A 23,189-nucleotide genomic window follows, 5' to 3' on the forward strand; every position below is an offset into this window, starting at 1 on the left:
CCAGGGCGCGAAAACGCGAACCCGAGCGACAAGCGCGAGGCGCTTGCGCCGGGAATGCCTTCGTCACTTCGCCTCGGCGGGATCCCGGTGTACCGGATCGATCCACAGCACCGTCTCCGGCTTTTCCACCGGCTCGATGTCGAGATTGATCGCGACCGCCTGGCCGTCGCTGCGCACCAGCACGCATTCCAGCACCTCGTCCGGGCTGGCGTTGATCTCCTGATGCGGAACGTAAGGCGGGATGAAGATGAAATCGCCCGGCCCCGCTTCCGCAGTGAACTGAAGCTTCTCGCCCCAGCGCATCCGTGCCTTGCCCTTGACGACAAAGATGATGCTCTCGAGATGGCCGTGATGATGCGCGCCGGTCTTGGCGTCCGGCCTGATGGTCACGGTGCCCGCCCACAATTTCTGCGCGCCGACACGCGCGAAGTTGATCGCCGCCTTGCGATCCATCCCCGCGGTCGAGGGCACGTTGGGATCGAGCTGATCGCCGGGAATGACGCGAACGCCGTCGTGCTTCCAGCGCTCGGCATCGCCGTGATCGTGCGAATGATCCGAATGGAGATGGTCGTGGTGGCCAGTCATCGCGCTGCTTCCGTTCAACTTCAATGGGCGAACCCTACATAAAACCGTGATCGCAAACCAGCCGCGGTCAGGAACTTTCCGTAAGCTTCGCGGTTGTTTCGGTGACGCCAAATCAAAGGAGAGTTACCATGGGTGCGACCACCGACAAGGTCAAAGGTACCGCCAACGAAGCCATCGGCAAGGCCAAGCAGGGCATCGGCGAAGCCGTCGGCTCCGACAGGCTGCAGGGCGAAGGTGTGATCCAGGAAGTCAAAGGCAAGGGCCAGCAGGCTCTCGGCGACGCCAAGGAAGCCACCAAGGACGCCGTCAACAAGGCGGCCGCCGCGGCCAACAGGAACCTCTGATCAACTGAATATCGAATTGAAGGGCCGGCCCGGTGGGCCGGTTCTCTTTTTGCCTAAACGATATCGCCCGGCGAAGCGCCCCCACCCTAGCCGATGCTTCGCATCGGCGTTCTTGTATCAGGAACGGCGGCCATTGGCCGCCTATGCCCTCCCCCGCAAGCGGGAGAGGGAGTCGCACAGGATTCCTGGAGAGCCTGGTGCCAAACAATAGCGTGAGAGAAATTATCCTCGCTCTGTCAGCGTTCGCAGTGAGCCCCCTCTCCCGCTTGCGGGGGAGGGTTGGGGTGGGGGCAGCAGCAAGCGATGGCGCCCGAGCGATTACTTCACAGCCAGCAATTCAACGTCAAACATCAACGTCGCATTCGGCGGAATCAGGCCGCCGGCGCCGCGGGCGCCGTAGCCCAGCGCGGGCGGAATGATCAGAGTGCGCTTGCCGCCGACCTTCATGGTGGCGACGCCTTCATCCCAGCCGCCGATCACCTGGCGCTGCCCGATCGTGAATTCGAACGGCTCGTTGCGGTCGACCGAACTGTCGAACTTCTTGCCTTTCTGGCCATTCTCGTAGAGCCAGCCGGTGTAGTGCATGACGCAGATCTGGCCGGGCTTCGGCGAAGCGCCAGTGCCGACGGTGCTGTCCGATATCTGCAATCCTGATGCTGTGGTCATGGTTTTCCCTGCGGTCTGGGCCGCTGCTATGGTTGGACAGGCCGCTCCGGCGGTTGCCAGGGCAATCGCCGATAAGGTCAATAGTGTCGCGCGCGTAAGACGTCGCATTCCCATGATATCCTTCCCGTGCAAATCGAACTGTGTCTAGCGCAACGCCCCTGCCGTATCCAGCCCATGCAAGGCGCAAAAACGCCGGGCCCGGCGTCTCCCAATGGGATGGACGATCGAGAAAATCAAGCCGCTCGCGACACCTGATCCGGTGGCGTCACTGCCGTGCATGCGATCCGGTCAGGCATCGGACTTGCGCACCTCTTCGTCACGATGCTGCTCGATGTCTTCAGGCTCCTGCTCGTCAAGATGCGTCAACTCCGACCGCGCGGCGTGATCGACGCGCAGGAGTTCATCGAGCTTGGCATGCAACGCCAGCTTGTCTCGGCGGTTGGCGCGCTGGATGAACAGCGTCATCATGAAAATCGCCAGCGTTCCAATGGCCTCCCAGCCAAAACTCTCCCGGCTGAAGGCCAGCCACAATGCGCCGTAGGCGACAACACCAAGGAAGGCGGCGGGATGTCCCGCCGCCTGCCCGACATGGGTGGTCCAGTGCCTGGGCAGATCTGCCACGACGCTCGATTTATCGAAGCAGCAGGATCAGGATGATCACCGGAATCGGGATTCCGAGCAGCCAAAGAAGAATCGGCATGGAGTTTTCCTTTCCTGGTTGAAATCAGTTGCGGACCTTGCGGCCCCAGGTACCGTCGCGCAGTCCGCCGCCTTCGGTGGCAGCGAGGCTGGCGCAGAAGGCACCGAGCAACAGCGAGGCCGTCAGCCAGAATGCGAGCTGCATGGCGGCCTTGCGGGCGGCATCGAGTTCGGTCTTGGCCTCGGTCACGACTTCATCGACGCGCTTCTCGGCATCGGCCTGGCTGAGTCCGGTGCGCGCAGCCACCACCCTGGCGACATACTGCCGATCGGCCGGCTTCAGATCGCTGCCGTTGCGGAAGCTGCTGGTAAACAGCCGCACCATTTCGCCGCGCGATTCCTGCCCGTTGCCAGCGTTCGGCGCGAAGGAAGGGTCGGAACGGAACAGCGTATCGACATAGCCGTCCATCGGACCCGACTGGCTCGCGGCGGTCGCCGCACCCTGCGAGGCGCCCGTTACGGCGCTGCCGAGCAGGCTGGTCGCTGGCGTGGCGAGCAGCACAGCGCCCAGCACGGAAGCGAACGCCCACGCGATGAAGCCGTGCGCGGTGTCGCGGAAGTACACCTCGTCGCTGTGAACGCCAACCCATCGCGTTCGCAGCCGGCCGGCGATGTAGCCGCCGAGCGAAGGCGCGATCATGGCGATGACGAGAAGATAGAGGCCGGTGCCGATCTTGAACGTGGTGGTCGATACTCCCGAGCCGGCCCATGGCGATACCACCGACAAACCGAGTCCGGTGCCGAAGGCAAGCAGGACGAGCGTAAGCGCGCAACTCACCACCGCGCCGGCGGCGACCGCGGGCCATGACACACCGGCGATGGAGGGTTCACCGGTCTCGGTCCCCGGTTGGACAATTACAGTATCGATCATCGCGCGCTCCCAGCTGGCCAAACATGTTACGAGTGCCGCAACAATGTGCAGCGGGAACGTTTGTTCCGGGATCGCATTTGCAATTTCGCACTGTCCGGCGCCGCACACATCGTTTCAGCGCAATCCACAGCGTGCGCTTGCGACATCGTGCGATCGCGAAGTCGATTGCTCCATCGCGTCCAATACTGCCCGCGCGCACGCGACGGCAGCAACGCTGATCGCAACGCACCGGCTGCTCATTCGGCAGCCACGGCGCGCTCTGCGGCCTTCGTGGCCTTGTCGCCGGTCCGCCTCACAGAATCCTTGCCGTCCTGATCGTCGTTGTTATCGACCTCGGCCCGGCGCTCGCATTTGCTGCGGATTTCTTCCAGCTCCTCGTCGGTCAGATGTTCGATGCCGACAAGCGAATTTTGCGCGGCGCTGACCCGAATGAGCTCGTCCAGCTTGACCTGGATGGCGGCGCTGTCGCGGTTCTGCGAATTCTGGATCAGAAACACCATCAGGAACGTGACGATGGTCGTGCCGGTTTTGATAATGAGCTGCCAGGTGTCCGAGAACTGAAACAGCGGCCCGGTGATCGCCCATACCAGCACCACGCCAGCAGCCAGCATGAAGGTCGACGCGCGGCCTGCCGCCAGCGAGGTCCCGTTGGCGATGTCGCCGAACAACCGGCTGAAACGATCGGCCCCCTTGCGCTTGCCCTGCGGTGGCTTGCCCGCTTTGGTGCCCATCTCGATGCCTGCTCCCGCAATGGAATTGAGGCCCGACGCTGCGAGGCGGCGGGCCTGTTCGTTGCTGCTCCCCAAGTGCGGTCCTCAGCTGGCCGCTTTGCGGTTGACACCCTTGCGCAGCGCAACGGTGTTGAGCTTGGTGTTCGCTGCCTTTTCCTCGTTGAGGTTGGTGGTCAGGAACCGGACGATGTCGTCATGGCCGAGTTCTTCCGCCCATGCGATCAACGTGCCGTAGCGGGCGATCTCGTAATGCTCGACGGCCTGCGCATTCGCCACGATCGCGGCATCGAGCACCGACTTGTCCTCGACCTCGCCGGCGGTCTGGTCGGCTTCCTTGATCAGGCCATCGATCGCCGGGCAATCGGTGCCGGACGGCTCCTTGCCGAGCTTCTTGAACACCTGGTTCAGCCGGTCGATCTGCTTGTTGGTCTCTTCGAGATGCAGTTTCAGACCCTGCGCCAGATCACGATTGGTCGCCTGATCGATCAGCTTCGGCAGCGCCTTGGTAATCTGCTGTTCGGCATAGTAGATATCCTGCAAGCCATGCAGCAGCAGGTCGTCCATCGTCTTGATGTCTTTGGAAAAGAAACCCACGTCATCCTCCATTGAAAGGTTGGAACCCGAAAACGGGTTGCGCCATTCCAACATTTACGACTTGGAGGGGTTCCCGCGTTGAGATTTCAACATAGCGGAAATTCTTCTTCGTCATCGACCCGACATTGTCAGCCAGCGTCTCGCAGCTCGGTCGCGGCCCTGGGGCCGCAGCCGAACTCCGATATCAGACGCTAGCGATTCATGAACAACGCGAGAAGCAGGATGATCGGAAGCGGAATTCCGATCAGCCAGAGCAGCGCACCTTTACCGAAACCCATGTCAGCCTCCTTGTGTTTGGACTGCATGGATAACTCGCAAGAATTCCGAGGGTTCCAGACGCTGCCATATGCGTCGTCCCGGTCCTTGCGCAAACTCCGGTTCCGGCACTGAGCTGGTCATGCTGCTACGACGGACGCGGCAACCGCAGCTCTTGACCGGCGTCGTGTAGCGGACCGGTCGAGGTCGCCGCATCCAGATCGATGGCGATTTGACGGGCGATCAGATCGGCGGCTTTCCGGGCATCGCTTTCATTGGCGCAATCGAGCACGACCGGATCCCCGAACCGCGCGCCGTCGACAATATCGAAATGAAAAACGGGCATTGGTTTGTCTCCCGTGGGAGGTCAATGCCCGGAAACGAAGCCCGTTCCGCAATCTGTCTTGGGAACGCACAGGCTCCCGGCGGCGAGCGGTTTCGCCACCGGGAACCGAATCACTCAATAGCCGAGTGCGCAGCCGTCCTTGCGCGGGTCGGAACCGCCGGTCAGCGTGCCCTTGTCCCAGTCGATCCAGATCGCCTGACCGCCGCCGAGCGGCCCAACCACGCTGGTGGTCTTGTGCCCGATCTTCTTCAGGCCCTCGACGATGTCAGCGGGGATGCCGTCCTCGAGCTGGTAGACGCCCTCGTAATGCAGGCCGCGCGGCATATCGATGGCTTCCTGCACGTCGCAGCCGTAGTCGAGCATGTTGGTCAACACATGGCTCTGCCCGACCGGCTGGTACTGCCCGCCCATCACGCCGAACGGCATCACGGCGCGGCCATTTTTGGTCACAAGGCTCGGAATGATGGTGTGCAGCGGCCGCTTGCGGGGCGCGATGCAGTTGGGATGGCCGGGCTCGATGCGGAAACCGCCGGCGCGGTTCTGCAGGAGAACGCCGGTCTTATTGGACACGATGGCCGCACCGAAGGAATGCGCGACCGAGTTGATGAACGAACAGGCGTTGCGATCCCTGTCCACCACGGTGATGTAGACCGTCGAGGGATTGATCGGCGGCGTCACCACCGGCAGATCGAGCATGCCGTCCATCCGGATCTTGCCAACGTATTCATCGACGAATTCCGGGGTCAGGATACGCGTCACATCGACGTTGACCTGAGCGGGATCGCCGACGTACTGCTCGCGCATCAAATACGCGACCCGCGCGGCCTCGGCTTCGAGATGAAAGCGCTCGACGCTCATGGGTTTGAATTTCGTCAAATCGAAGCGCGACAGGATATTCAGCATCACCAGCATGGTGATCCCCGGACCGTTCGGCGGGCATTGCCAGACGTCGTGGCCCTTGTACAAAGTGCCGATCGGCGAGGTGGTCTCGGTGGTGTGCGCCTCAAAATCGTCCAGCGTGTGCAGCCCGCCGATGCCGCGCAGGGTCTCGACCATGTCCTCGGCGATGTCGCCCTTGTAGAACGCGTCGCGGCCGTCCTTGGCGATCGCGCGCAGCGTCTTGCCGAGTTCGGGCTGATGGATCACGTCGCCGGCCATCGCCGGCTTGCCGTTGGGCAGCAGATAGCGCTCGGTGTTGGTGCCCTTCTTCAGCTTGTCGAACTGGTTGTTCCAGTCAAAGGCGATGCGCGGCGAGACGACATAGCCATCTTCGGCAGCCTTGATCGCGGGCTGCAGCAGGGTATCGAACCCGAGCTTGCCGTGATCGCGCAGGATGGTGGCCCAGGCATCGACCGAGCCCGGGATGGAGACCGCGTGTGCCGAGGTCAGCGGGATCGATTTGATCTTGCGCTCGAGATACCATTCCGGCGTCGCCGCCTGCGGCGCGCGGCCCGAGCCGTTATAGGCCACGATCTTGCCCTCGCCCTTGGGCTGCAGCAGCGCGAAGCAGTCGCCGCCAATCCCGGTGGATTGCGGCTCGATCACGCCCAGCAGCGCGCAGGCCGCCACCGCGGCGTCGGCGGCGGTGCCGCCGGCTTTCAGCACCTCGATCGCCGCAAGGGCTGCCAGCGGATGCGACGTCGCCACCATTCCGTTCTGGGCGTGGACCGTGGACCGGCCGGCGAGATGGAAATTCCTCATGCCAAATTGCTCACTTTTGCGATTTTGTCGTGGTTTCGGGCGCGGGTTTACTTGGCATATTTGGGAACCGATGGGAATGCTCAGGGATGCATGGGGCCCTCTCTTGGTCGTCCCTGCGAACGCAGGGACCCATCCACCGCGGCCCATCGATAGGAAGACGGAGCCGGAGACCTTGGTTCACGATGAGCGCCCGGGATTATAGGCCCCTGCGTTCGTTCGCAGGGCGACGGTTTGCGGTCTTTCCCCTGCCCCACCCGCCTGATAAGCCTCCGCCATGCCCTTCACCGTCGCCGCTTTCTACCAGTTTGCCGCCTTGCCGGACTTCCGCGAACTCCGGGAGCCGCTGCGGGCGATCTGCGCCGGTCTGGAACTGAAAGGCAGCGTGCTGCTGGCGCATGAGGGCATCAACGGCACGATCGCGGGAAGCGAAGGCGATATCGGCGGCCTGATCGCGGAATTGCGCGATGGTGCACTGTTCGGCGGCCGGCTCGACCATCTCGAACTAAAATTCTCGGGCGCCGAGGAAATGCCGTTCCGGCGCCTCAAGGTCCGTCTGAAAAAGGAAATCGTCACCCTCGGCGATCCCACGGTTGATCCGACCCGGCAGGTCGGGATCTATGTCGACCCCGCCGACTGGAACGCGCTGATCGCCGCCCCCGACACGCTCGTGATCGACACCCGCAATGAATTCGAGGTGGCGATGGGCACCTTCCCCGGCGCGGTCGATCCCGGCATCAGGAATTTTGGGCAGTTCAAGGATTTCGCCACCCAGCGGCTCGACCCGGCGAAGCATCAGAAGATCGCAATGTTCTGCACCGGTGGCATCCGCTGCGAAAAGGCCAGCGCCTGGCTGCTCGGGCGTGGTTTTGCCGAGGTCTATCATCTCAAGGGCGGCATCCTCAAATACCTCGAAGGCGTGCCGGAGGCGGAGAGCCGCTGGCGCGGCGAATGTTTCGTCTTCGATGACCGCGTCGCGCTCGGCCACGGCCTGCGTGAACGCCGAACGGAGCATGATTCAGATGACTGACACGAAGACGCTCAGCGACCGCATCGACGCACTCGAAATCCGGCTCTCGTTCCAGGACGAAACCATCGACACGCTGAACAAGACCATAACAGCGCAATGGCAGCAGATCGACGCCTTGACGCGGCAGGTCGCGGGCCTGAGCGAACGGCTGCAGGAGGCGGAAGCTAGCGCGCCGGGCGCGACCGACGAGCCGCCGCCGCATTACTAGAGCGCGGCTAACGCACCCCGAAAGCCACAAAGAGAACGGCCTCCGCAAGGAGGCCGTTCGACTCAATCTCAACCGATGCGATCAATCGCGCTCGATGATGACGGTCTTGCGATCCCGGTCGTAATCGCGATCGCCGCGATTCTTCTTGATCACCACGGTCTCGTCACGATCACGATAATGGCGCTCTCGGATCACCTCTCGCTCGCGGACGCGGTCAGGACTGGATCCGACTGTCACGCCGACGCCGTTCGGGCCGACGCCAACGCCAACCTGCGCAGTGGCGGGCACGGCAAGACAGATTCCGGCCACGGCGAGGCTTACGATTGCAAAACGCTTGATCATTGCATGCTCCTCAATGTGTGAATTATCGGGGGGCAATTCACGCCGACGGCTATTGTTCCGCAGCCGATCGACGACTGACTGCGCGATCAGCCGTTACGACCTGACGACAAACCAGATCACGACAGCGACGGTGAGCACGATGACGAAGAACCACCCAATGTGCGTGACCTGCTTCGAACTTCCGCTTCGCGGGGAATCGTTGGCGGCGTGATTGAACTTCGTTTGCATATCAGCGGCCGATCGGCGCATTGCGGCGGATTGCGCCGCGCAAACTCAGCGGAACGCCGATTTCACCTTGTCCCAAAGCGATTCATTTTCTCGATCGCCATCGGGCTTCGACGGCGCCGGCTGCACCGCACTGACGGGATCCGACGCCGGAAAGCTGTCCACCAGCCCGGCCTCGAGTTTGGTATGCATTTCCCGGTCGGCTAGCGCGGCTTCGCGGGGATCGTCCGCATGCTTGTCATGCGGGGCGGGATTGAATTTCTCAGCCATTTTGCGTCTCCATGAAAGTATAACGCGCCGGCGATCTCCAGGTTCCATCGGCAGCGGCGGAACCAATGGCGGGCGTCGGAACGAAGAACCCGCTTGATAAATATCAATGGCAGCTTGTTGCCCGTGCAGTAGTTTTCCCAGACCGGTGGAATTGGGGATGGGCATGAATGGGCAAATGAACGGCGCACAATCGCTGGTGCAAACCTTGGTCGGTTGCGGTGTCGAAGTCTGTTTCGCCAACCCCGGCACGTCGGAAATGCACTTCGTGGCCGCGCTCGATTTCGTCAAGGGACTGCGCCCGGTACTGTGTCTGTTCGAGGGCGTCGCCACCGGGGCCGCCGACGGCTATGGTCGTATTGCCGGCAAACCCGCGGCCACGCTGATGCATCTCGGGCCTGGATTGGCCAATGGCCTTGCCAACCTGCATAATGCCCGTCGTGCCGCGACGCCGGTCGTCAATATCGTCGGCGATCACGCGACCTACCACCTGCAATACGATGCGCCGCTGACTTCCGACATTGTGGGCTTTGCCCGCCCGGTCTCGAGTTGGATCCACGAGTCCAGGAGCGCCAAAACCGTGGCCAGCGATACGGCGCGGGCGGTGCAGGCCGCGCGCGCGGCACCGGGCGGCGTCGCCACACTGATCCTACCCGCCGACACCGCCTGGAATCCGGCCGACCGCGCCGCACCGCCCTTGCCGGATATCGGGCCAGCCCGGGTCGGCGCCGATACCATCGGGGCGGTCGCCAAGCTGCTGTCGAACGGCAAGAAGACCGCGATGCTTTTGCGGGGCAACGGCCTGATCGACATCGGACTCGCGGCCGCCGGGCGGATTCACGCCAAAACCGGCGTGCGGCTGATCTGCGACAATTTCGCGCCGCATTCCGAACCGGGCGCCGGGCGGGTGCCGGTCGAGCGGATTCCGTATTTCGGCGAGCAGATCACGGCGTTTCTCGCCGGCACCGAGCAAATCATCCTGGTCGGCAGCAAGCCGCCGGTGTCGTTCTTTGCCTATCCCGGCAAGCCGAGTTGGTGCGTGCCCGAGGCTTGCGAGCTAATTCATCTGGCGCACCCGCATGAGGACGGCGCCACCGCTCTGCAAAATCTAGCCGACGCGCTCGGCGCGCCGGGCAAACCAGCGCTCTACACCGAACTGAAACTGCCCGATCTGCCGAAGGGACGGCTCAATTCCTACAGCGCGGCGCAGGTCATCGCCCGCTTGACGCCGGACCATGCGATTTACGCCGACGAGTCCAACACCGCGAGCCTGCCGCTATTGATGACGCTGTCGCAGGCTCGCCCGCACACGCATTTGCCGCTCACCGGCGGTTCGATCGGTCTCGGCCTGCCGCTCGCGGTGGGGGCGGCGCTGGCCGCACCCGACCGCAAGGTGGTCTGCCCGCACGGCGATGGCGGCGCCGCCTATACCATGCAGGCCCTATGGACGATGGCGCGCGAAAACCTCGACATCACCGTCGTGATCTACGCCAACCGGTCCTATGCGATCCTCAATTACGAACTGCAGCGCGTCGGCGCCGGGACGCCCGGCGTCAATGCGCTGTCGATGATGGACCTGCACAATCCGGAAATGAACTGGACCAGGATCGCCGATGGTCTCGGCGTCGAGGCCAGCCGCGCCACCACGGCGGAGGAGTTCGCCGCGCAATACGAGTCGGCGATGAAGCACAGGGGACCGCGCTTGATCGAGGCGATGATCTGAAGGAGCCGGCCATGGCTGTGATCGATGCCCTTACGGAAATCGTCGGAGAAGGGGGCGTGCTGGACGCCGCCGAGGTCGCCAGGCGATCCGCAGGCGCACTGCGCTGGGACACGCTGCAGGCGCAGGCACTGGTTCGCCCGAAAACCACCGGCGAGGTCGCGCGCGTACTGCGCTGGTGCCACGACCATGGTGTCGCGGTGGTAACCCAGGGCGGCCTAACCGGCCTCGTTCACGGTGCCGATGCCGCGCCTACTGAAGTGATCCTGTCGATGGAGCGGATGCGCGAAATCGAGGAGATCGATCCGGTGCAGCGCACCGCCGTGGTTCAGGCTGGCGTGGTGCTGCAGACGCTGCAGGAAGCGGTCGAGGCGCAAGATCTGAGTTTTCCGCTCGACCTCGGCGCCCGCGGCAGCGCGACCATCGGCGGCAACGCCGCAACCAATGCCGGCGGCAATCGGGTGATCCGCTACGGCATGACCCGCGACATGATCCTCGGCCTCGAAGTAGTGCTGGCGGATGGTACCGTCGTCTCCTCGATGAATCACCTGATCAAGAACAATGCCGGTTACGACCTCAAACAGGTCTTCATCGGCTCCGAGGGCACGCTCGGGGTGATCACACGATTGGTGCTGCGGCTGCGGGAAAAGCCGGCCGCGCAGGACGTCGCGATCGTCGCAGTACCGGACTTCGATTGCCTGCCCAAGCTGTTGAAGCACATGGATCAGAGCCTCAGCGGATCGCTGTCGGCCTTCGAAGTGATGTGGCAATCGTTCTATCGGCTGGTGACGTCGGCGCCCGCCAAGGGCAAGCCGCCGGTCAGCCAGGACCATCCCTATTATGTCCTGGTCGAAAGCCTCGGGGCCAACGCCGGGCCCGACTCCGAACGCTTCGTCGCCGCGCTGGGATCGGCGCTGGAAGCCAACCTGATTTCAGATGCCGCCGTAGCGAAATCCGAAAATGACCGGCGCGCGTTCTGGGCGCTACGCGACGACGTCGCCCAAGTCGTGGTCGGCGGCATGCCCGTGGTGTTCGACATTTCCTTGCCGATCAACGCGATGGAGCAATATGTCGCCACCTTGAGCCAGGACCTGCAGTCGACCATCGGCGAGCACAGACTCTGGATCTTCGGTCATCTCGGCGACGGTAACCTGCACGTCATCGTGCAGGTGCAGCTCAAGGACTACCTGGCGTTACGCCCGAAGATCGAAGCCGTGGTCTACGGTCCGCTCGGCAAGCTCGGCGGCTCCATCTCGGCCGAGCATGGTATTGGACTGGAGAAGAAGCCCTATCTATCGGTGTGCAGAAGCGACACCGAAATGGCGGTGATGCGGCGACTAAAGACGGCGCTCGATCCGGCCGGCATTCTCAATCCCGGCAAGATCTTCTGACGGTATTTCCGGCGCGCCAAATGCCCGCTATCGGGCAGATAAAGCTGGGGATTTTGCCGCCATCTGATCAATATTGTACAGACAGGTGCGCTCCAGTTGGGGTCGATTATTCGCGATGAGATTGCACCCTCATCAATGATGTGAATGAGCCGGTGCTTGAAACAGAAATTCCGACCCCAGCCCGTTTGGAATTTCCGTTTTTTGAGCTACCGCTCGACCTTATCGCCAGGCTGGAGGACTGTGCGGACAAGGTCTCACTGTTTGAAACAGTAACGACATCGCCGTGGTCGTCACGGTGCCTCCGTGCTAGCGAGCATCCTGCAGGATCATGTCCGACGCCTTCTCGGCGATCATAATGACAGGGGCGTTGGTATTGCCCGATACCAGATCCGGCATGACGGAGGCATCGACGACACGCAGGCCTTCGATCCCGCGAAGGCGAAGCCGCTGATCCACCACCGCAAGCGAGTCGTTGCCCATCCGGCAGGTCGAGGTCGGATGATAGACCGTGCTGCCGCGCTTTCGGCAAAACGCCAGCAGATCCTCGTCGCTTACGACCTTCGCGCCGGGGTCGGCCTCCTCGACCACGAAAGGTTTCAGCGCCGGCGCGGCCAGAATTTTGCGCAGGATCTTGAGGCCCTCGACATTGACGTTTCGATCGGTTTCAGTCGCGAGATAGTTGATGCGGATCTCCGGCGCCGCCATCGGGTCGGCGCTCTTGATCCGCAGCGTGCCGCGGCTCTCCGGCCGCACCTGGCAGACCGATGCGCTGAACGCCGAATAGGGATGCAGCTTCTCGCCCATCTTGTCGGTCGAGAACGGCAGAAAGTGGATCTGGACGTCGGGTGACGCCAGCCGCGGATCGGTCTTGAAGAACGCGCCCGAGGTGCCAGCGGCGATGGTAAGCGGCCCCGTGCGGAACGCGGCATAGCGCGCGCCGGCCATGATGCGGCGGCCCGGATGATTGACGATGTCGTTGAGCGTGATCGGCTGCGAGCAACGCATGACGATGCGGACCTGCATGTGATCCTGCAAGTCGTTGCCAACGCCGGGAGCGTCGAGCACGACGTCGATGCCGTGGCTCTTCAACAGTTCCGCCGGTCCGACACCGGAAAGCTGCAGCAGTTGCGGCGAATTATAGGCACCGCTCGAGATCAGGATTTCCTTGCGCGCCCGCACCGTGCGCAACGCCCCGTTCTGGCGGTATTCGACGCCGGCGGCGCGCCGGCCCTCGAACAGGATACGCTGCGCCAGCGCCGCGGTTTCGATATGCAGGTTGCGACGTCCCTTGGCCGGCTTCAGATACGACCTCGCCGTGCTCGCCCGCCGGCCGTTGCGCGTTGTGGTCTGAAACCAGCCTGCGCCTTCCTGCGTCGCGCCGTTGAAGTCGGGATTGTCAGGAATACCGGATTCGACCGCCGCCTTGATGAAGGCGCCCGACAGCGGGTCGGCATGCAGCATATTGGACACCGGCAGCGGACCGCCGGCGCCGTGATAATCATCGGCGCCGCGCTCCTGGTCTTCGGCCTTCTTGAAATAGGGCAGCACGTCGTCGAAACCCCAGCCAGTGTTGCCGTGCTGGCGCCAGCGATCGTAGTCCTCGTGCTGGCCGCGAACGTAGAGCAGGCCGTTGATCGAGCTCGACCCGCCCAGCACTTTTCCGCGCGGCTGAAACACCTGGCGTCCGTTCAATCCCGGCTCGGGCTCGGTCTGGTACATCCAGTTGACGGTCTTCTCCTTGAACAGCATTCCATAGCCGAGCGGCACGTGGATCCAGAGATTGCTGTCCTTCGGTCCTGCTTCGAGCAGCAGCACCGAATGCTTGCCGTCGGCGCTGAGCCGATTGGCGAGCACGCAACCGGCGGAGCCGGCGCCGACGATGACGTAGTCGAATTCGGAAGGAGATTTTTCAGTCGTCATGGTGTGCGTTAGCCCCCGGTCTGGTCCGCGCTTCCTCGGCTTTTTAGGCATACCGAAGTGGAATGTCACGGGCGAGAACCTTTCGCATCGCAACATGCGCTTAATCATCCGATGTTTAACATCGGATGATTGCGCCGGCAATCGGCCGCATGATAGGTTGCCGGCTGACCGGCCCCTAGAGCCGGACACCGGGAGCCGAAACGTCTTGCTGAGGACGCGCACGAAATCCGCCGACAAGGGTACAAAACCGGGCCGCATTCATGCGGTGCTGACGACGCTCGGCAGCGAGATCGCGCAGGATGTCATCGCGGTCGGCGAGGCGCTGCCCCCCGAGCATGATCTGGAAATCCGTTTCGGGGTCGGACGCGGCGTGGTTCGCGAGGCGATCAAGACACTCGCGGCAAAAGGTCTCGTCAGCGTGCGGCCACGGCATGGCACCCATGTGCGGCCGCGCCGGGACTGGAGCCTGCTCGACCGCGACGTGCTGACATGGCTGGCCGGAAGCCGCGAGCCCGACCGCGAACTGCTGCTGGCGATTCAGGAAGTGCGGTTGATCATCGAGCCGGCAGCCGCAGCCCTCGCTGCCGAGCGGGCGACCAAGACCGACCGGCAGCGCATCAATGCCGCGCTGGTGGCGATGGAAACCTCGCACGATCAGGCCAGCGCCACCGCCGCCGACAAGGCATTCCACCTTGCCATCCTCGATGCGACGCATAATCCGGTGCTGCAGGGGTTTCGCGGCGCGATCGATACCATTCTGAGCGCGGTGTTTCTGGTCGCGGTCGGCACCACCGGCTGGTTCGAGGACAATCTGCCCAATCACGCCGTCGCCGCGCGCGCCATCGACGAGGGCAATGCCAGGAAGGCCCGCGCCGCCATGGAGCAGGTGCTGGGCTATACGCAGCTCAGACTGTCGAAACGCACAACGGCGAAATCGCGCAAGCCGGCCGCGAAGGCCGCCGCGAGAGTCAAAGGGAAGCGCAATGCAGCGTGACGTGAGTGCCCTGCAGCCGCGCTGGCTGACGCGCGGCCTGGCGTCGGCCGGTGGCGCGGCGATGTTCGTTGCGCCGCTGTTGGCGCTGGTGCTGATCTGGGCGATTGCGGTGCCGCTGTTCGACATCAATCCCCGCGTCTTCCCCTCGGTTGCCGCGGTGGCCGGGGCTGCGATGGAATCGATCCGCGACGGTTCCCTGATCGAGCACATCGGCGCGAGCCTGCTCCGCGTCGGGTTGGGAACGCTGATCGGAATCGTGACCGCGGTGCCGCTCGGGATTGCGATGGGCGTCAGCCCGGCGGTTTCGACGTTTCTGACGCCGCTGTTTCGTTTCTTTTCGGTGCTGGCGGGCATCGCCTGGATCCCGATCGCGACGCTGTGGTTCGGCTACGGTTTCGGCGCGATCATTTTTGTCATTTTCAACGCGGTTTTCTTTGTCGTCGCCTACAATACGCTGCTCGGGGTCTCGACCATTCCCCTCACCCTTCGCAACGCCGCGGCCTCGCTGGGCGCGGGGCGATGGGCGTTGCTGACCGAGGTGCTGTTGCCGGGCGCGTTGCCCAACATCGTCACTGGTATCCGCACCGGGCTCGGCTTTGCATGGCGCGGCCTGATCGCGGCGGAGATGATCGCGACCAATGTCGGCCTCGGCTACATGCTGTTCGTGGCGCGCGATTTCTACCGCACCGAGGTGATCATCCTCGGCATGATCGTGATCGGCGCGATCTGGCTGTTGATCGACCGCCTGTTGCTGGTTCCGCTGGAGCGTTCGACGATCGAGCGCTGGGGCATGGTGAGGCGCGCATGAATATCCTGTTGCGCAGCTGGAGCGCCTATACCCGCGCCACCGCGCGCTGGCCGGGGCTCGCGGCGCTGGTGCCGTTCATCCCCGTCATCGCGCTCTGGGTCGCCGTCACCGAATCCGGGATGTTTCCGCGCGCTTTTCTGCCGGGGCCGGTCGAGGTGGTAAAAGCGTTCTTCAGCCTGACCTACCGCGGCATCCTGCCCGACTATCTGCAGGACAGCCTGGTGCGCCTGTTCACCGGCGCGGCACTCGGCATGCTCATCGGTATTCCCTTAGGCGTCCTGATTGGCACCAGCAGATGGGCGCACCGCGTATCGTGGCCGATCCTGTTGTTCTTCCAGGCCATCGGCGACATCGCCTGGCTGCCGATCCTCTTGATCTGGTTCGGCTTCGGCCTCACCACCATGACTTTTGTCATTGTCTACACTGTGTTGTTCCCCGTGGTGCTCAATACCGTGCTCGGCGTCGAATCGGTGCCGCGTGACCTCGCCCGCGCCGCGCGCAGCCTCGGCGCCTCGCCAGCGCGCGTGCTGTGGGAAGTCACCCTGCCCGGCGCGCTGCCCAATATCATCACCGGTCTGCGCAACGGTCTCGGCTACGGCTGGCGCGCACTGATCGCCGTCGAGATGATCGTCGGCACCAGCGGCATCGGCTTTCTGATGTTCGACGCACGCCGCTCCGGCTCCGTGGTCGAGATCCTGCTCGGCATGATCATCCTGGGATTGCTCTGGTATATCGTGGACGCCTGGATCCTTGCGCCGATCGAGCGCGCGACGGGCCAGCGCTGGGGATTGGTGACGTCATGAAAACCCTCGAGCTTCGCAACCTCGCAAAGACCTATTTCGATCCCTATGCCGGATCCCATGTCACCGCGGTGCACGACGTCTCGCTCGACGTGCAGCAGGGAGATTTCGTCTCCGTGGTCGGACCGTCCGGCTGCGGCAAAACCACGATTCTCAACATGGTGGCCGGCTTCATCCCGCATTCCGGCGGCGAGATTCTGTTGAACGGCAAGGCGATCAGCGGCCCGGGCCCCGAGCGCGGCGTGGTGTTCCAGTCCTTTGCGCTGTTTCCCTGGAAGACCGTACTCGACAATGTCGGCTTCGGGCCGAAGATGCGCGGCGTACCGAAGGCCGAGCGCGACAGGATCGCGCACGAATATCTGGAACTCGCCGGCCTGTCGCATGCCGCCAACCGCTACCCCAACGAGCTTTCCGGCGGTATGCAGCAGCGCGTCGGCGTGGTGCGGGCGCTGGCCAACAATCCAGAAGTGTTGTTGATGGACGAGCCTTTTGCGAGTGTCGATGCGCAGACGCGCATGACCCTGCAGGAAGAACTGACCCGGATCTGGCAGGAGCGGCGGCCGACGGTCATCTTCATCACCCATGACGTCGCGGAAGCCGTGTTCCTGGCCAACCGCGTCGTCGTGCTGTCGAAAGGCCGCGTGCTCGACGAGGTCGAGGTCGCGCTGCCGCGGCCGCGGGTCTGGGACGATCTGATCGAGGACGAGACGTTCAAGCGACTGTCGGCCCACGTCCTGCACATGGTGCGCTCCGCGTGAGTATCGTTCCGGAAATCGCCGGCTCGTCCAGGGCGCGCTTCATCCTCGGCGTGATCGCGGCGTGGCTGATGTTTCAGCTGTGGCTGACGCTGGCGGCGCCCGGAAAGATTTCAGCTGAACTCGACGGCACCTCGCCGAAGGTCAACGTCCAGATCGAACTGCCATTTACGCCGGAACGTTTCCACGTTCTGGCGTTTCAGCAATATGGAAGGGTCTCCGGCGCGGAAGGCCATTCGATAGAACTACGTGGCGTGAAACGAACGGATCTCAACGCGGTTGCCCGGCCTTACTGGGTGACGAGCGTTGGACCGATAAAAGAGGGAGGTTGAAATGAAACGACTACTTGTACTTGGTGTCGCACTGGCGCTGGGCTGCACGGCGGCCGCGGCGCAGACCATGACGAAGCTCAAGGCCGGGATGGTCTCGGGCTTCGACCAGATCGGATTGCCGATCGCTCTGGAGCGCGGCTTCTTCGAGAAGCGCGGGCTCGACGTCACCATCGCCCGCCCCTATGCCACCGGCGTCGATGCGCTCAACGCGTTGCAGGCCGGTGAAAGCGAGATCGTGCAGGTCGGCGTCCCCATGATCGGCGCCGTGCTGCGCGGCATGGATCTGGTGGCGCTGGGCAATTACAGCGGCAATGCCACCAAGGCCGGCTCCGATGCCACCATGGCCATCATCGCCCGCGAGGGTTCCGGCATCGTCAAGGGCAACCTCGCCAGCCTGAAGGGCAAGAAGATCGCCGCTTCCTTCGGCACCATCAATCACCTCTACATCCTGGCCATTCTGGAAAAGGCCGGGTTGAAGCCGGAGGACGTGACACTGGTGAATACGCCGCCGCCGGACATGACGGTGGCGCTGCTCGCCAAGGGCATCGACGCCTTTTCGGGATGGGATCCCTGGCCGATCGTGGCGAGCAAGGACGTGCCGGGCGCGATCGAAATCATCCGCGGCGGCGACGTGATCTCCTATCTCGGCTTCAACGTGGCCTTGCGTCCCTGGGTCGAGAAGAACGGCGAGAATATCGAGAAATTCCTCGCCGCCGTCTCGGAAGCTGACCAGTGGATGCGCAAGAATCCGAAACAGGCCGCCCAGATCGCGACCCGCTGGATTCCCGGCCTGAAACCGGAAATCGCCGAAGCCGCGATGCAGTTCAACATCCAGCAGGCTGACCGGCGGCTTTCGGCGAATAATTACCGGGCGCTGTGGAGCGCGGAAGAACGCCTCAACCGCCTCGGCATCCTGAAGACCACGTTCGACGTCAACAAGCACATCGAGCCGAAGCACATCCTGAAGGTCATGAAGGACAGCCCCGAACTGTTCGCCGATCTGCCGCCGATCCCGGCGGACGTGGCGATCGGACCGGGATTTGTGTTCAAGCCGTAACGGCTTCGAATCCGGCCGGAGCGTTCAACGCTTCATCGCAGGCTGGCAACATTTTGGTTGCCGGCCTGCCACTACGGCAGTCGCGCCATGCGGCCGGCCGGAGGTTCACGGCTCGTCGTGGCCCGACGACCTCGGACGTAGGCGCCGCACTTGACCTTTTGAATGGCCTCGCAACTGGTCTCGCGGTCAGACCAAGTCTTCGGACTCGACAATGATGGCCTCTTCCGGACAGTTCGCCCGCGCCATGTAGGCCTTGTCGACGAGTTCAGCGGGAACGCAGCCGCTTCGGGCTTCTCGCGCATTGCCGAATTCATCGAGCAGGAACAGTTCCGGGGCGAGCGCACTACAGCGGGCGTGGCCCTGGCATTTGTCTGAATCGACACGAACGGTGATTCCAGTCGTCATCGCGCTTCCTTCCTAGGCACTCACCGGTTCAATCGGGGTCCTGATGTCGCGCATGAGGTCGCGTCCCAGTACAGCGGAGCCTGCCAGAACGCCGCCCACGAGGGCGCCGATGACACCGTCCGTCGAGACGTCCTGACCGGACAGATACAGTCCATCAATCGGAGTGGTGGCCCTCAGCCAGCTCTGGCGAAAGCGCTGTGGCGAGCTCTCGATTCCCATGAAGCCGCCGCGCTCACGCTTGACAAAGGTCTCGTAGCTCAACGGGGTCGAAACCTCGACATAGTCAAGCGCCGACCGCGCCGCGGGCACGTGGCGAAACAGCTCCTCGAGCAGACGCTCCCTGATCTTCTCCTTAAGGGCCAGATAGTCCTCGCCCCGCTTCATCCATTGCGTTGCCGACCACTTCTCGAAATGCCTGAAGTCGGTGTAGCCGTACATCTCCACCGTCGCCTTGCCGGGATAGTCATCGTCCCACGACGGATCCTTGGCCGACGGGAACGTTGCGAACGTCCATGGGAAGGGTGCTTCGAAGTCGCGGCGGTGAGCTTCGAGATTGGCCTCGAAGTCGTTCGACGGGTGTGCCCAGATGTTGGCGCCGTCGAAGCCAAGTTCGCTTGCCGGGCGGTTGAAGCCGATATTGACCCCGACGACGGCATAGCTTTCGACAACCTGCGAAGTCGCATGGTCAAGCCCCGATGTGGTCTTCACCTGCGCCGACAGCAGGCGCCCGAAGGTATTTTGCACACCGGCATTGCTGATCACGAGCGGACAGGCGAACTCTTCTCCGGAGGCAAGCCGGACACCGGTCGTCCGCCCCTGCGCGACCATGATCTCTGCGACTTCGGCGCTGTGCAACACGACGCCGCCTGCGCTTTCGATGATTGGAACGATGGATCGCGCAAAGGCAGCCCCGCCGCCGACCGGATAATGGCCTCCGTTGAGATAGTGCTTTGCCAGCATGCAGTGCATGGCGAAGGAGCTCCTGGTGGGCTCCAGGCTGTAGTCGCCCCAGTTGGCGCAGATCACGGCGATCAGTTCTCGATCAGCCGTCAATTCTCTGAGCACGTCGATGGTGAGCCGGTCGGAGTAATCGTGGAAGTCCCCGCACATACGATCATAGACGTCCTCGGCTCGGGATTGAGGCAGCGCCTTTTGCGCGAAATAGCCGGCGGACGCTTTCGAGACGCTGCGAACGAGGCCGAGATACCGGTCGATAGCAGCGGCTTCCTTTGGAAAATAACCCTTGAGCGCGGCGGCATAGGGCGCCGCACCGGCCGGAATGTCGTAACGGCGGCCGCCGATCACCATGCGATTGTAGATGTCCGGAAGCGGCGCCCACCGAACTCCTCCGCCGGTGACCTTGTCGAACAGTTTCCAGGTCGTTGTCGCCGGCGAACCAACGTCGCCGATATAGTGAAGGCCCACGGTCCAGCGGTAGCCCTTCCGCGTGTAGCTTTGCGTGAGGCCGCCAATCACATTGTGCTGCTCCAGAACGAGCACGCGGCGGCCGTTTTGGGCGAGCAGGGAAGCGACGCTGAGCCCGCCCATTCCCGAGCCAATGACCACGGCATCGAAGCTGCCTTTGATCCCAGTCGACTTGCGATAAGGCATTCCCATGGTTTGCATGCGGCGGCTCAACGCGGTTGAAGTGTGGAATTGAAAGCCACGGCACGTTGCTCGACCTGCCGCTTGATGTTGGCAAGACCAACGCGGGCCTCTTCGTCCATGCGATCGAGCTGATCTTCGGTGGGCTCCGAGGGGCGCTTTGGATTGCTGAGCTGGCGGGTGTAACGGGTATCGCCCCCTTCCTTTTCGAAGGTATAGCGAATGACGATGGGACCGATGAAATCGGTGTCCGCCTCGCACGTCCAGGCGCCCGGCCGATTGCTTTCCGTCACTTTCCAATGAAGCGCGATCACGCCACGCCGGATCTGCCATTCTTCACGAAAGGTCTGCCCCAATTCCAGCGCACGATCCGGACCTTCGATCTTGTGCGATGCGGCGAGCCATTCCGGCCAGGAATGTGGATTGCATACGTAGTCGAACACGGCCTCAGGCGGCGCACCGATCAGAATGTCGTGCTTTCGGAGGAAGAACATGTGGTCTCCAGTGTGGAAGGATCAGCCTTGCATCATCGCGGGGCGATGGTGATGGGCAGCAAGCGCGGACCTCGCACCGTGCCTTCGGACCAGGTCATGGGTCGCGTACTGTCGAGCTCGAAATCCGGGATCCGCTTCAGCCATTCCTCCAGCGCGACCCGCATCTCCATGCGCGCCAGATTCGATCCGATGCAGCGATGAATCCCAAGGCCGAACGCAACGTGCGGATTCTCCTTGCGGTCGATCCTCACCTCACCTGCGTCCGAAAATTTTTCGGGATCGCGATTGGCGGACGGAAAAGACAGCAGCACCATCTCGCCTTTCCGCATCGGACAGCCGCCAAGCTCGCCATCTTCGACGACTTCGCGCGCCATCGTCACCGGCGCATAGGCGCGTAGAAACTCCTCGATTGCGCCGGGAATCAGATCGGGTTCACGAACGAGACGTTCGCGGTCGCCCGGGTGGGTCGCGAGATGCCAGATCGATGATCCGATCGCGCTCCACGTCGTGTCGATGCCGGCGACGAGAAGCAGACGCAACGCCCCAAGCACTTGCCGGTCGGAGAACGGCTCACCGTCAGGAAGGCGCGCCTTGATGAGAAAGCTGACAAGGTCGTCTCCTGGCCCATCGCCGCGCCGTTTCGTGATCTGCTCTGCGAAATACGCGGAGATCTCCTCCTCGGCCTGCTTCAGCGCGGCCTGGTTGGTAATCCCGTCCTGCAAAGCCATCTTGATCCAGGTGCGGAACTGGTCGCCTTGTTCGGCGGGAATCCCGAGCATATGGGCAATGAGCCGGACAGGAATGTGCTGGGCGTAGTCGACCGCGGCATCGCAATGGCGTTGTCCGATGATGCGGTCGATCAGCTCGTTGCAGAGGATCCTCGTTTGCGGCTCGAGCTTTGCCACGGCCTGCGGCGTGAAAGGCGGGATCAGCGCCATCCGCATCGGCCGATGTTCCGGCGGATCGGATGTGATGGGCGGCGAATTGACCCGGTAGTCGCCCTCCCGGATCACCACCCGTCGGGATGAGAACCGCTCGGGATCGTAGGCGACATCGCGGATATCCCCGTAACGGGTCGGAAAATAGACGCCCCGATAGCGCGTGGTGTGGGCGACCGGGCAAGTTTCGCGCAATTGCTGCCAGATCGGGTATGGATCGACGACCCATGCCGGATCAAGATGGTCCCAATCCGACGACCAGTCCGCAACAGGAACTCGCGCCATGCCCTCCCCTTCCGTTCTCACGCTCTACAGATATATTAGCTGATATATGAGCAAGCGTCAACGCACCGCAGCGACCCCCAAGGCGCATTCCAAGGCGCAATCCAAGGCGCAACCCAAGGCGCAACCCAAGGCGCCAAAACGGCCGGCCAGAGCAGACGAACTCGCAAGCCTGACCGAACAGGCCTATTTGCAGCTTGAGGAGATGATCGCCACGCTCCAGCTCCGTCCCGGCGCACTGATATCCGAGGCGGAGCTATGTACCCGTCTGGGTATTGGCCGCACGCCGGTCCGCGAAGCCATGCAGCGGCTGGCGCGTGAGCAGTTGCTCCATATCCTGCCGCGCCGCGGCTGCATCGTTTCGGAGTGCCGGCTGGAGGACGAACTGGGCGTCATCGAAGTCCGGCGCCCGCTTGAACTGCTCGTTGCTCGCGCGGCGGCGCTGCGCGCCAATCCGGAGCAGCGCCGGCAATTCGAGAACATCGCAAACTCGATGGCCGATGCATTGGTAGCCGACGACTTCATCGCCTTCGCTCGGCTCGATGCCGAGTTCAATCAGTTGTGTCTGGTCGCCTGCCTCAACACCACCGCCGCCTCCATGATGCGCCTCATCGGCACGCTGAACCGCCGGTTCTGGTTCATGCATCACGGCAGGACGTTGCCGCGCGAAGGCGTGGAGAGTCATGTCGAGATCGCGCGGGAGATTGCCAAGGGAAATCCCGACGGCGCAGCAGCGGCGACTGAACGTTTGATGCGATATATCGAGAGCGCAGTTTACGGGCAGTGGGCTAGCGGGGCGACTCCACCGCGGCCGGCGTGACCGGGTT

General features: G+C 63.0%; 27 protein-coding genes. 12 read left to right on the forward strand and 15 right to left on the reverse strand.

What is annotated here, in order from left to right; all coding sequences use genetic code 11:
• Positions 1–63: 63 nt before the first annotated feature.
• Complete coding sequence (locus tag Q7U29_RS02150) at positions 64–585, reverse strand: cupin domain-containing protein (RefSeq protein ID WP_304737836.1); 522 nt, start codon at positions 583–585, stop codon at positions 64–66.
• 128 nt (positions 586–713) lie between these two features.
• Between Q7U29_RS02150 and Q7U29_RS02155 the strand changes: the two genes are divergently transcribed.
• Positions 714–929 carry a CsbD family protein gene (locus tag Q7U29_RS02155; RefSeq protein WP_304737838.1) on the forward strand — a complete coding sequence of 72 codons (216 nt, stop codon included), beginning with the start codon at positions 714–716 and terminating at the stop codon, positions 927–929.
• Positions 930–1,247: 318 nt separating this feature from the next.
• Here Q7U29_RS02155 and Q7U29_RS02160 read toward each other — a convergent pair whose 3' ends face one another.
• From Q7U29_RS02160 to ggt, 7 genes are all read right to left on the reverse strand, one after another.
• On the reverse strand, positions 1,248–1,703 hold the full coding sequence (locus Q7U29_RS02160; RefSeq protein WP_304737840.1) for an FKBP-type peptidyl-prolyl cis-trans isomerase: 456 nt from the start codon (positions 1,701–1,703) through the stop codon (positions 1,248–1,250).
• A gap of 180 nt (positions 1,704–1,883) precedes the next feature.
• Positions 1,884–2,216, reverse strand: a complete 333-nt coding sequence (locus Q7U29_RS02165; protein WP_304737842.1) for a low affinity iron permease family protein — start codon at positions 2,214–2,216, stop codon at positions 1,884–1,886.
• Positions 2,217–2,319: 103 nt separating this feature from the next.
• A complete protein-coding gene (locus Q7U29_RS02170) occupies positions 2,320–3,165 on the reverse strand; it encodes a hypothetical protein (RefSeq protein WP_304737843.1) in 846 nt (281 codons plus the stop codon).
• Positions 3,166–3,401: 236 nt separating this feature from the next.
• Positions 3,402–3,896, reverse strand: coding sequence for a low affinity iron permease family protein (locus tag Q7U29_RS02175; protein WP_304737900.1), 495 nt, complete (start codon positions 3,894–3,896; stop codon positions 3,402–3,404).
• Between the two features lie 84 nt (positions 3,897–3,980).
• On the reverse strand, positions 3,981–4,490 hold the full coding sequence (locus tag Q7U29_RS02180) for a ferritin-like domain-containing protein (RefSeq protein ID WP_304737845.1): 510 nt from the start codon (positions 4,488–4,490) through the stop codon (positions 3,981–3,983).
• Positions 4,491–4,893: 403 nt separating this feature from the next.
• Positions 4,894–5,091 carry a hypothetical protein gene (locus Q7U29_RS02185; RefSeq protein ID WP_304737846.1) on the reverse strand — a complete coding sequence of 66 codons (198 nt, stop codon included), beginning with the start codon at positions 5,089–5,091 and terminating at the stop codon, positions 4,894–4,896.
• A gap of 114 nt (positions 5,092–5,205) precedes the next feature.
• On the reverse strand, positions 5,206–6,792 hold the full coding sequence (gene ggt / locus Q7U29_RS02190; protein WP_304737848.1) for a gamma-glutamyltransferase: 1,587 nt from the start codon (positions 6,790–6,792) through the stop codon (positions 5,206–5,208).
• 274 nt (positions 6,793–7,066) lie between these two features.
• On the opposite strand from ggt, the gene Q7U29_RS02195 reads away from it, so the two are divergent.
• Both Q7U29_RS02195 and Q7U29_RS02200 read left to right on the forward strand, forming a co-directional pair.
• Positions 7,067–7,819, forward strand: a complete 753-nt coding sequence (locus tag Q7U29_RS02195; RefSeq protein WP_304737850.1) for a rhodanese-related sulfurtransferase — start codon at positions 7,067–7,069, stop codon at positions 7,817–7,819.
• Complete coding sequence (locus Q7U29_RS02200; RefSeq protein WP_304737851.1) at positions 7,812–8,027, forward strand: SlyX family protein; 216 nt, start codon at positions 7,812–7,814, stop codon at positions 8,025–8,027. Before Q7U29_RS02195 ends, Q7U29_RS02200 begins: the two co-directional genes overlap by 8 nt.
• An 81-nt stretch (positions 8,028–8,108) precedes the next feature.
• Here the strand turns inward: Q7U29_RS02200 and Q7U29_RS02205 are convergent, their stop codons facing one another.
• A complete protein-coding gene (locus Q7U29_RS02205; protein WP_304737853.1) occupies positions 8,109–8,369 on the reverse strand; it encodes a hypothetical protein in 261 nt (86 codons plus the stop codon).
• 273 nt (positions 8,370–8,642) lie between these two features.
• Positions 8,643–8,864, reverse strand: coding sequence for a hypothetical protein (locus Q7U29_RS02210; protein WP_304737855.1), 222 nt, complete (start codon positions 8,862–8,864; stop codon positions 8,643–8,645).
• A gap of 175 nt (positions 8,865–9,039) precedes the next feature.
• Between Q7U29_RS02210 and Q7U29_RS02215 the strand changes: the two genes are divergently transcribed.
• Both Q7U29_RS02215 and Q7U29_RS02220 read left to right on the forward strand, forming a co-directional pair.
• A complete protein-coding gene (locus tag Q7U29_RS02215; RefSeq protein WP_370691679.1) occupies positions 9,040–10,584 on the forward strand; it encodes an acetolactate synthase large subunit in 1,545 nt (514 codons plus the stop codon).
• A gap of 11 nt (positions 10,585–10,595) precedes the next feature.
• Positions 10,596–11,972: an FAD-binding oxidoreductase gene (locus tag Q7U29_RS02220; protein ID WP_304737858.1), complete on the forward strand. Its 1,377-nt coding sequence runs from the start codon at positions 10,596–10,598 to the stop codon at positions 11,970–11,972.
• Between the two features lie 306 nt (positions 11,973–12,278).
• Here Q7U29_RS02220 and Q7U29_RS02225 read toward each other — a convergent pair whose 3' ends face one another.
• Positions 12,279–13,892, reverse strand: coding sequence for a GMC family oxidoreductase (locus Q7U29_RS02225; protein ID WP_304737860.1), 1,614 nt, complete (start codon positions 13,890–13,892; stop codon positions 12,279–12,281).
• A 205-nt stretch (positions 13,893–14,097) separates the two neighbouring features.
• Between Q7U29_RS02225 and Q7U29_RS02230 the strand changes: the two genes are divergently transcribed.
• From Q7U29_RS02230 to Q7U29_RS02255, 6 genes are read left to right on the forward strand one after another with little or no spacing between them, the layout of a single operon-like run.
• A complete protein-coding gene (locus Q7U29_RS02230) occupies positions 14,098–14,886 on the forward strand; it encodes a FadR/GntR family transcriptional regulator (RefSeq protein WP_304737861.1) in 789 nt (262 codons plus the stop codon).
• Entirely contained in the window at positions 14,876–15,694 is an 819-nt protein-coding gene (locus Q7U29_RS02235; protein WP_304737863.1) for an ABC transporter permease, read from the forward strand. The genes Q7U29_RS02230 and Q7U29_RS02235 overlap by 11 nt, the downstream gene beginning before the upstream one ends.
• Positions 15,691–16,497: an ABC transporter permease gene (locus tag Q7U29_RS02240; protein WP_304737864.1), complete on the forward strand. Its 807-nt coding sequence runs from the start codon at positions 15,691–15,693 to the stop codon at positions 16,495–16,497. Before Q7U29_RS02235 ends, Q7U29_RS02240 begins: the two co-directional genes overlap by 4 nt.
• Positions 16,494–17,252, forward strand: coding sequence for an ABC transporter ATP-binding protein (locus Q7U29_RS02245; RefSeq protein WP_304737866.1), 759 nt, complete (start codon positions 16,494–16,496; stop codon positions 17,250–17,252). The genes Q7U29_RS02240 and Q7U29_RS02245 overlap by 4 nt, the downstream gene beginning before the upstream one ends.
• Entirely contained in the window at positions 17,249–17,581 is a 333-nt protein-coding gene (locus Q7U29_RS02250; protein ID WP_304737867.1) for a hypothetical protein, read from the forward strand. Before Q7U29_RS02245 ends, Q7U29_RS02250 begins: the two co-directional genes overlap by 4 nt.
• A 1-nt stretch (position 17,582) precedes the next feature.
• On the forward strand, positions 17,583–18,638 hold the full coding sequence (locus Q7U29_RS02255) for an ABC transporter substrate-binding protein (protein WP_304737868.1): 1,056 nt from the start codon (positions 17,583–17,585) through the stop codon (positions 18,636–18,638).
• A gap of 186 nt (positions 18,639–18,824) precedes the next feature.
• Here Q7U29_RS02255 and Q7U29_RS02260 read toward each other — a convergent pair whose 3' ends face one another.
• Genes Q7U29_RS02260 through Q7U29_RS02275 form a run of 4 tightly spaced genes read right to left on the reverse strand, consistent with a single transcriptional unit; the run spans position 18,825 to position 22,365 of the window.
• Positions 18,825–19,043, reverse strand: a complete 219-nt coding sequence (locus tag Q7U29_RS02260; protein WP_304737869.1) for a ferredoxin — start codon at positions 19,041–19,043, stop codon at positions 18,825–18,827.
• 12 nt (positions 19,044–19,055) lie between these two features.
• Entirely contained in the window at positions 19,056–20,669 is a 1,614-nt protein-coding gene (locus Q7U29_RS02265; RefSeq protein WP_304737870.1) for an NAD(P)/FAD-dependent oxidoreductase, read from the reverse strand.
• 8 nt (positions 20,670–20,677) lie between these two features.
• The gene (locus Q7U29_RS02270; RefSeq protein ID WP_304737871.1) at positions 20,678–21,142 is read right to left on the reverse strand and encodes an SRPBCC family protein; all 465 of its coding nucleotides are present in this window, start codon (positions 21,140–21,142) and stop codon (positions 20,678–20,680) included.
• 32 nt (positions 21,143–21,174) lie between these two features.
• Positions 21,175–22,365 carry a cytochrome P450 gene (locus Q7U29_RS02275; RefSeq protein ID WP_304737873.1) on the reverse strand — a complete coding sequence of 397 codons (1,191 nt, stop codon included), beginning with the start codon at positions 22,363–22,365 and terminating at the stop codon, positions 21,175–21,177.
• Positions 22,366–22,411: 46 nt separating this feature from the next.
• On the opposite strand from Q7U29_RS02275, the gene Q7U29_RS02280 reads away from it, so the two are divergent.
• The gene (locus Q7U29_RS02280) at positions 22,412–23,182 is read left to right on the forward strand and encodes a GntR family transcriptional regulator (RefSeq protein WP_304737874.1); all 771 of its coding nucleotides are present in this window, start codon (positions 22,412–22,414) and stop codon (positions 23,180–23,182) included.
• Positions 23,183–23,189 lie beyond the last annotated feature (7 nt).

Source organism: Bradyrhizobium sp., assembly GCF_030654605.1.
In the GTDB taxonomy this organism is placed as follows: Bacteria; Pseudomonadota; Alphaproteobacteria; order Rhizobiales; family Xanthobacteraceae; genus Bradyrhizobium.

Coding starts and splice junctions, on each gene's coding strand:
- Q7U29_RS02200 (WP_304737851.1), top strand. CDS start 7,812: ATGACTGACACGAAGACGCTCAGCGACCGCATCGACGCACTCGAAATC.
- Q7U29_RS02225 (WP_304737860.1), bottom strand. CDS start 13,892: ATGACGACTGAAAAATCTCCTTCCGAATTCGACTACGTCATCGTCGGC.
- Q7U29_RS02255 (WP_304737868.1), top strand. CDS start 17,583: ATGAAACGACTACTTGTACTTGGTGTCGCACTGGCGCTGGGCTGCACG.
- Q7U29_RS02220 (WP_304737858.1), top strand. CDS start 10,596: ATGGCTGTGATCGATGCCCTTACGGAAATCGTCGGAGAAGGGGGCGTG.
- Q7U29_RS02175 (WP_304737900.1), bottom strand. CDS start 3,896: ATGGGCACCAAAGCGGGCAAGCCACCGCAGGGCAAGCGCAAGGGGGCC.
- Q7U29_RS02155 (WP_304737838.1), top strand. CDS start 714: ATGGGTGCGACCACCGACAAGGTCAAAGGTACCGCCAACGAAGCCATC.
- Q7U29_RS02270 (WP_304737871.1), bottom strand. CDS start 21,142: ATGTTCTTCCTCCGAAAGCACGACATTCTGATCGGTGCGCCGCCTGAG.
- Q7U29_RS02160 (WP_304737840.1), bottom strand. CDS start 1,703: ATGCGACGTCTTACGCGCGCGACACTATTGACCTTATCGGCGATTGCC.
- Q7U29_RS02275 (WP_304737873.1), bottom strand. CDS start 22,365: ATGGCGCGAGTTCCTGTTGCGGACTGGTCGTCGGATTGGGACCATCTT.
- Q7U29_RS02245 (WP_304737866.1), top strand. CDS start 16,494: ATGAAAACCCTCGAGCTTCGCAACCTCGCAAAGACCTATTTCGATCCC.
- Q7U29_RS02240 (WP_304737864.1), top strand. CDS start 15,691: ATGAATATCCTGTTGCGCAGCTGGAGCGCCTATACCCGCGCCACCGCG.
- Q7U29_RS02235 (WP_304737863.1), top strand. CDS start 14,876: ATGCAGCGTGACGTGAGTGCCCTGCAGCCGCGCTGGCTGACGCGCGGC.
- Q7U29_RS02150 (WP_304737836.1), bottom strand. CDS start 585: ATGACTGGCCACCACGACCATCTCCATTCGGATCATTCGCACGATCAC.
- Q7U29_RS02260 (WP_304737869.1), bottom strand. CDS start 19,043: ATGACGACTGGAATCACCGTTCGTGTCGATTCAGACAAATGCCAGGGC.
- Q7U29_RS02170 (WP_304737843.1), bottom strand. CDS start 3,165: ATGATCGATACTGTAATTGTCCAACCGGGGACCGAGACCGGTGAACCC.
- Q7U29_RS02195 (WP_304737850.1), top strand. CDS start 7,067: ATGCCCTTCACCGTCGCCGCTTTCTACCAGTTTGCCGCCTTGCCGGAC.
- Q7U29_RS02185 (WP_304737846.1), bottom strand. CDS start 5,091: ATGCCCGTTTTTCATTTCGATATTGTCGACGGCGCGCGGTTCGGGGAT.
- Q7U29_RS02210 (WP_304737855.1), bottom strand. CDS start 8,864: ATGGCTGAGAAATTCAATCCCGCCCCGCATGACAAGCATGCGGACGAT.
- Q7U29_RS02265 (WP_304737870.1), bottom strand. CDS start 20,669: ATGCAAACCATGGGAATGCCTTATCGCAAGTCGACTGGGATCAAAGGC.
- ggt (WP_304737848.1), bottom strand. CDS start 6,792: ATGAGGAATTTCCATCTCGCCGGCCGGTCCACGGTCCACGCCCAGAAC.
- Q7U29_RS02280 (WP_304737874.1), top strand. CDS start 22,412: ATGAGCAAGCGTCAACGCACCGCAGCGACCCCCAAGGCGCATTCCAAG.
- Q7U29_RS02215 (WP_370691679.1), top strand. CDS start 9,040: ATGAACGGCGCACAATCGCTGGTGCAAACCTTGGTCGGTTGCGGTGTC.
- Q7U29_RS02205 (WP_304737853.1), bottom strand. CDS start 8,369: ATGATCAAGCGTTTTGCAATCGTAAGCCTCGCCGTGGCCGGAATCTGT.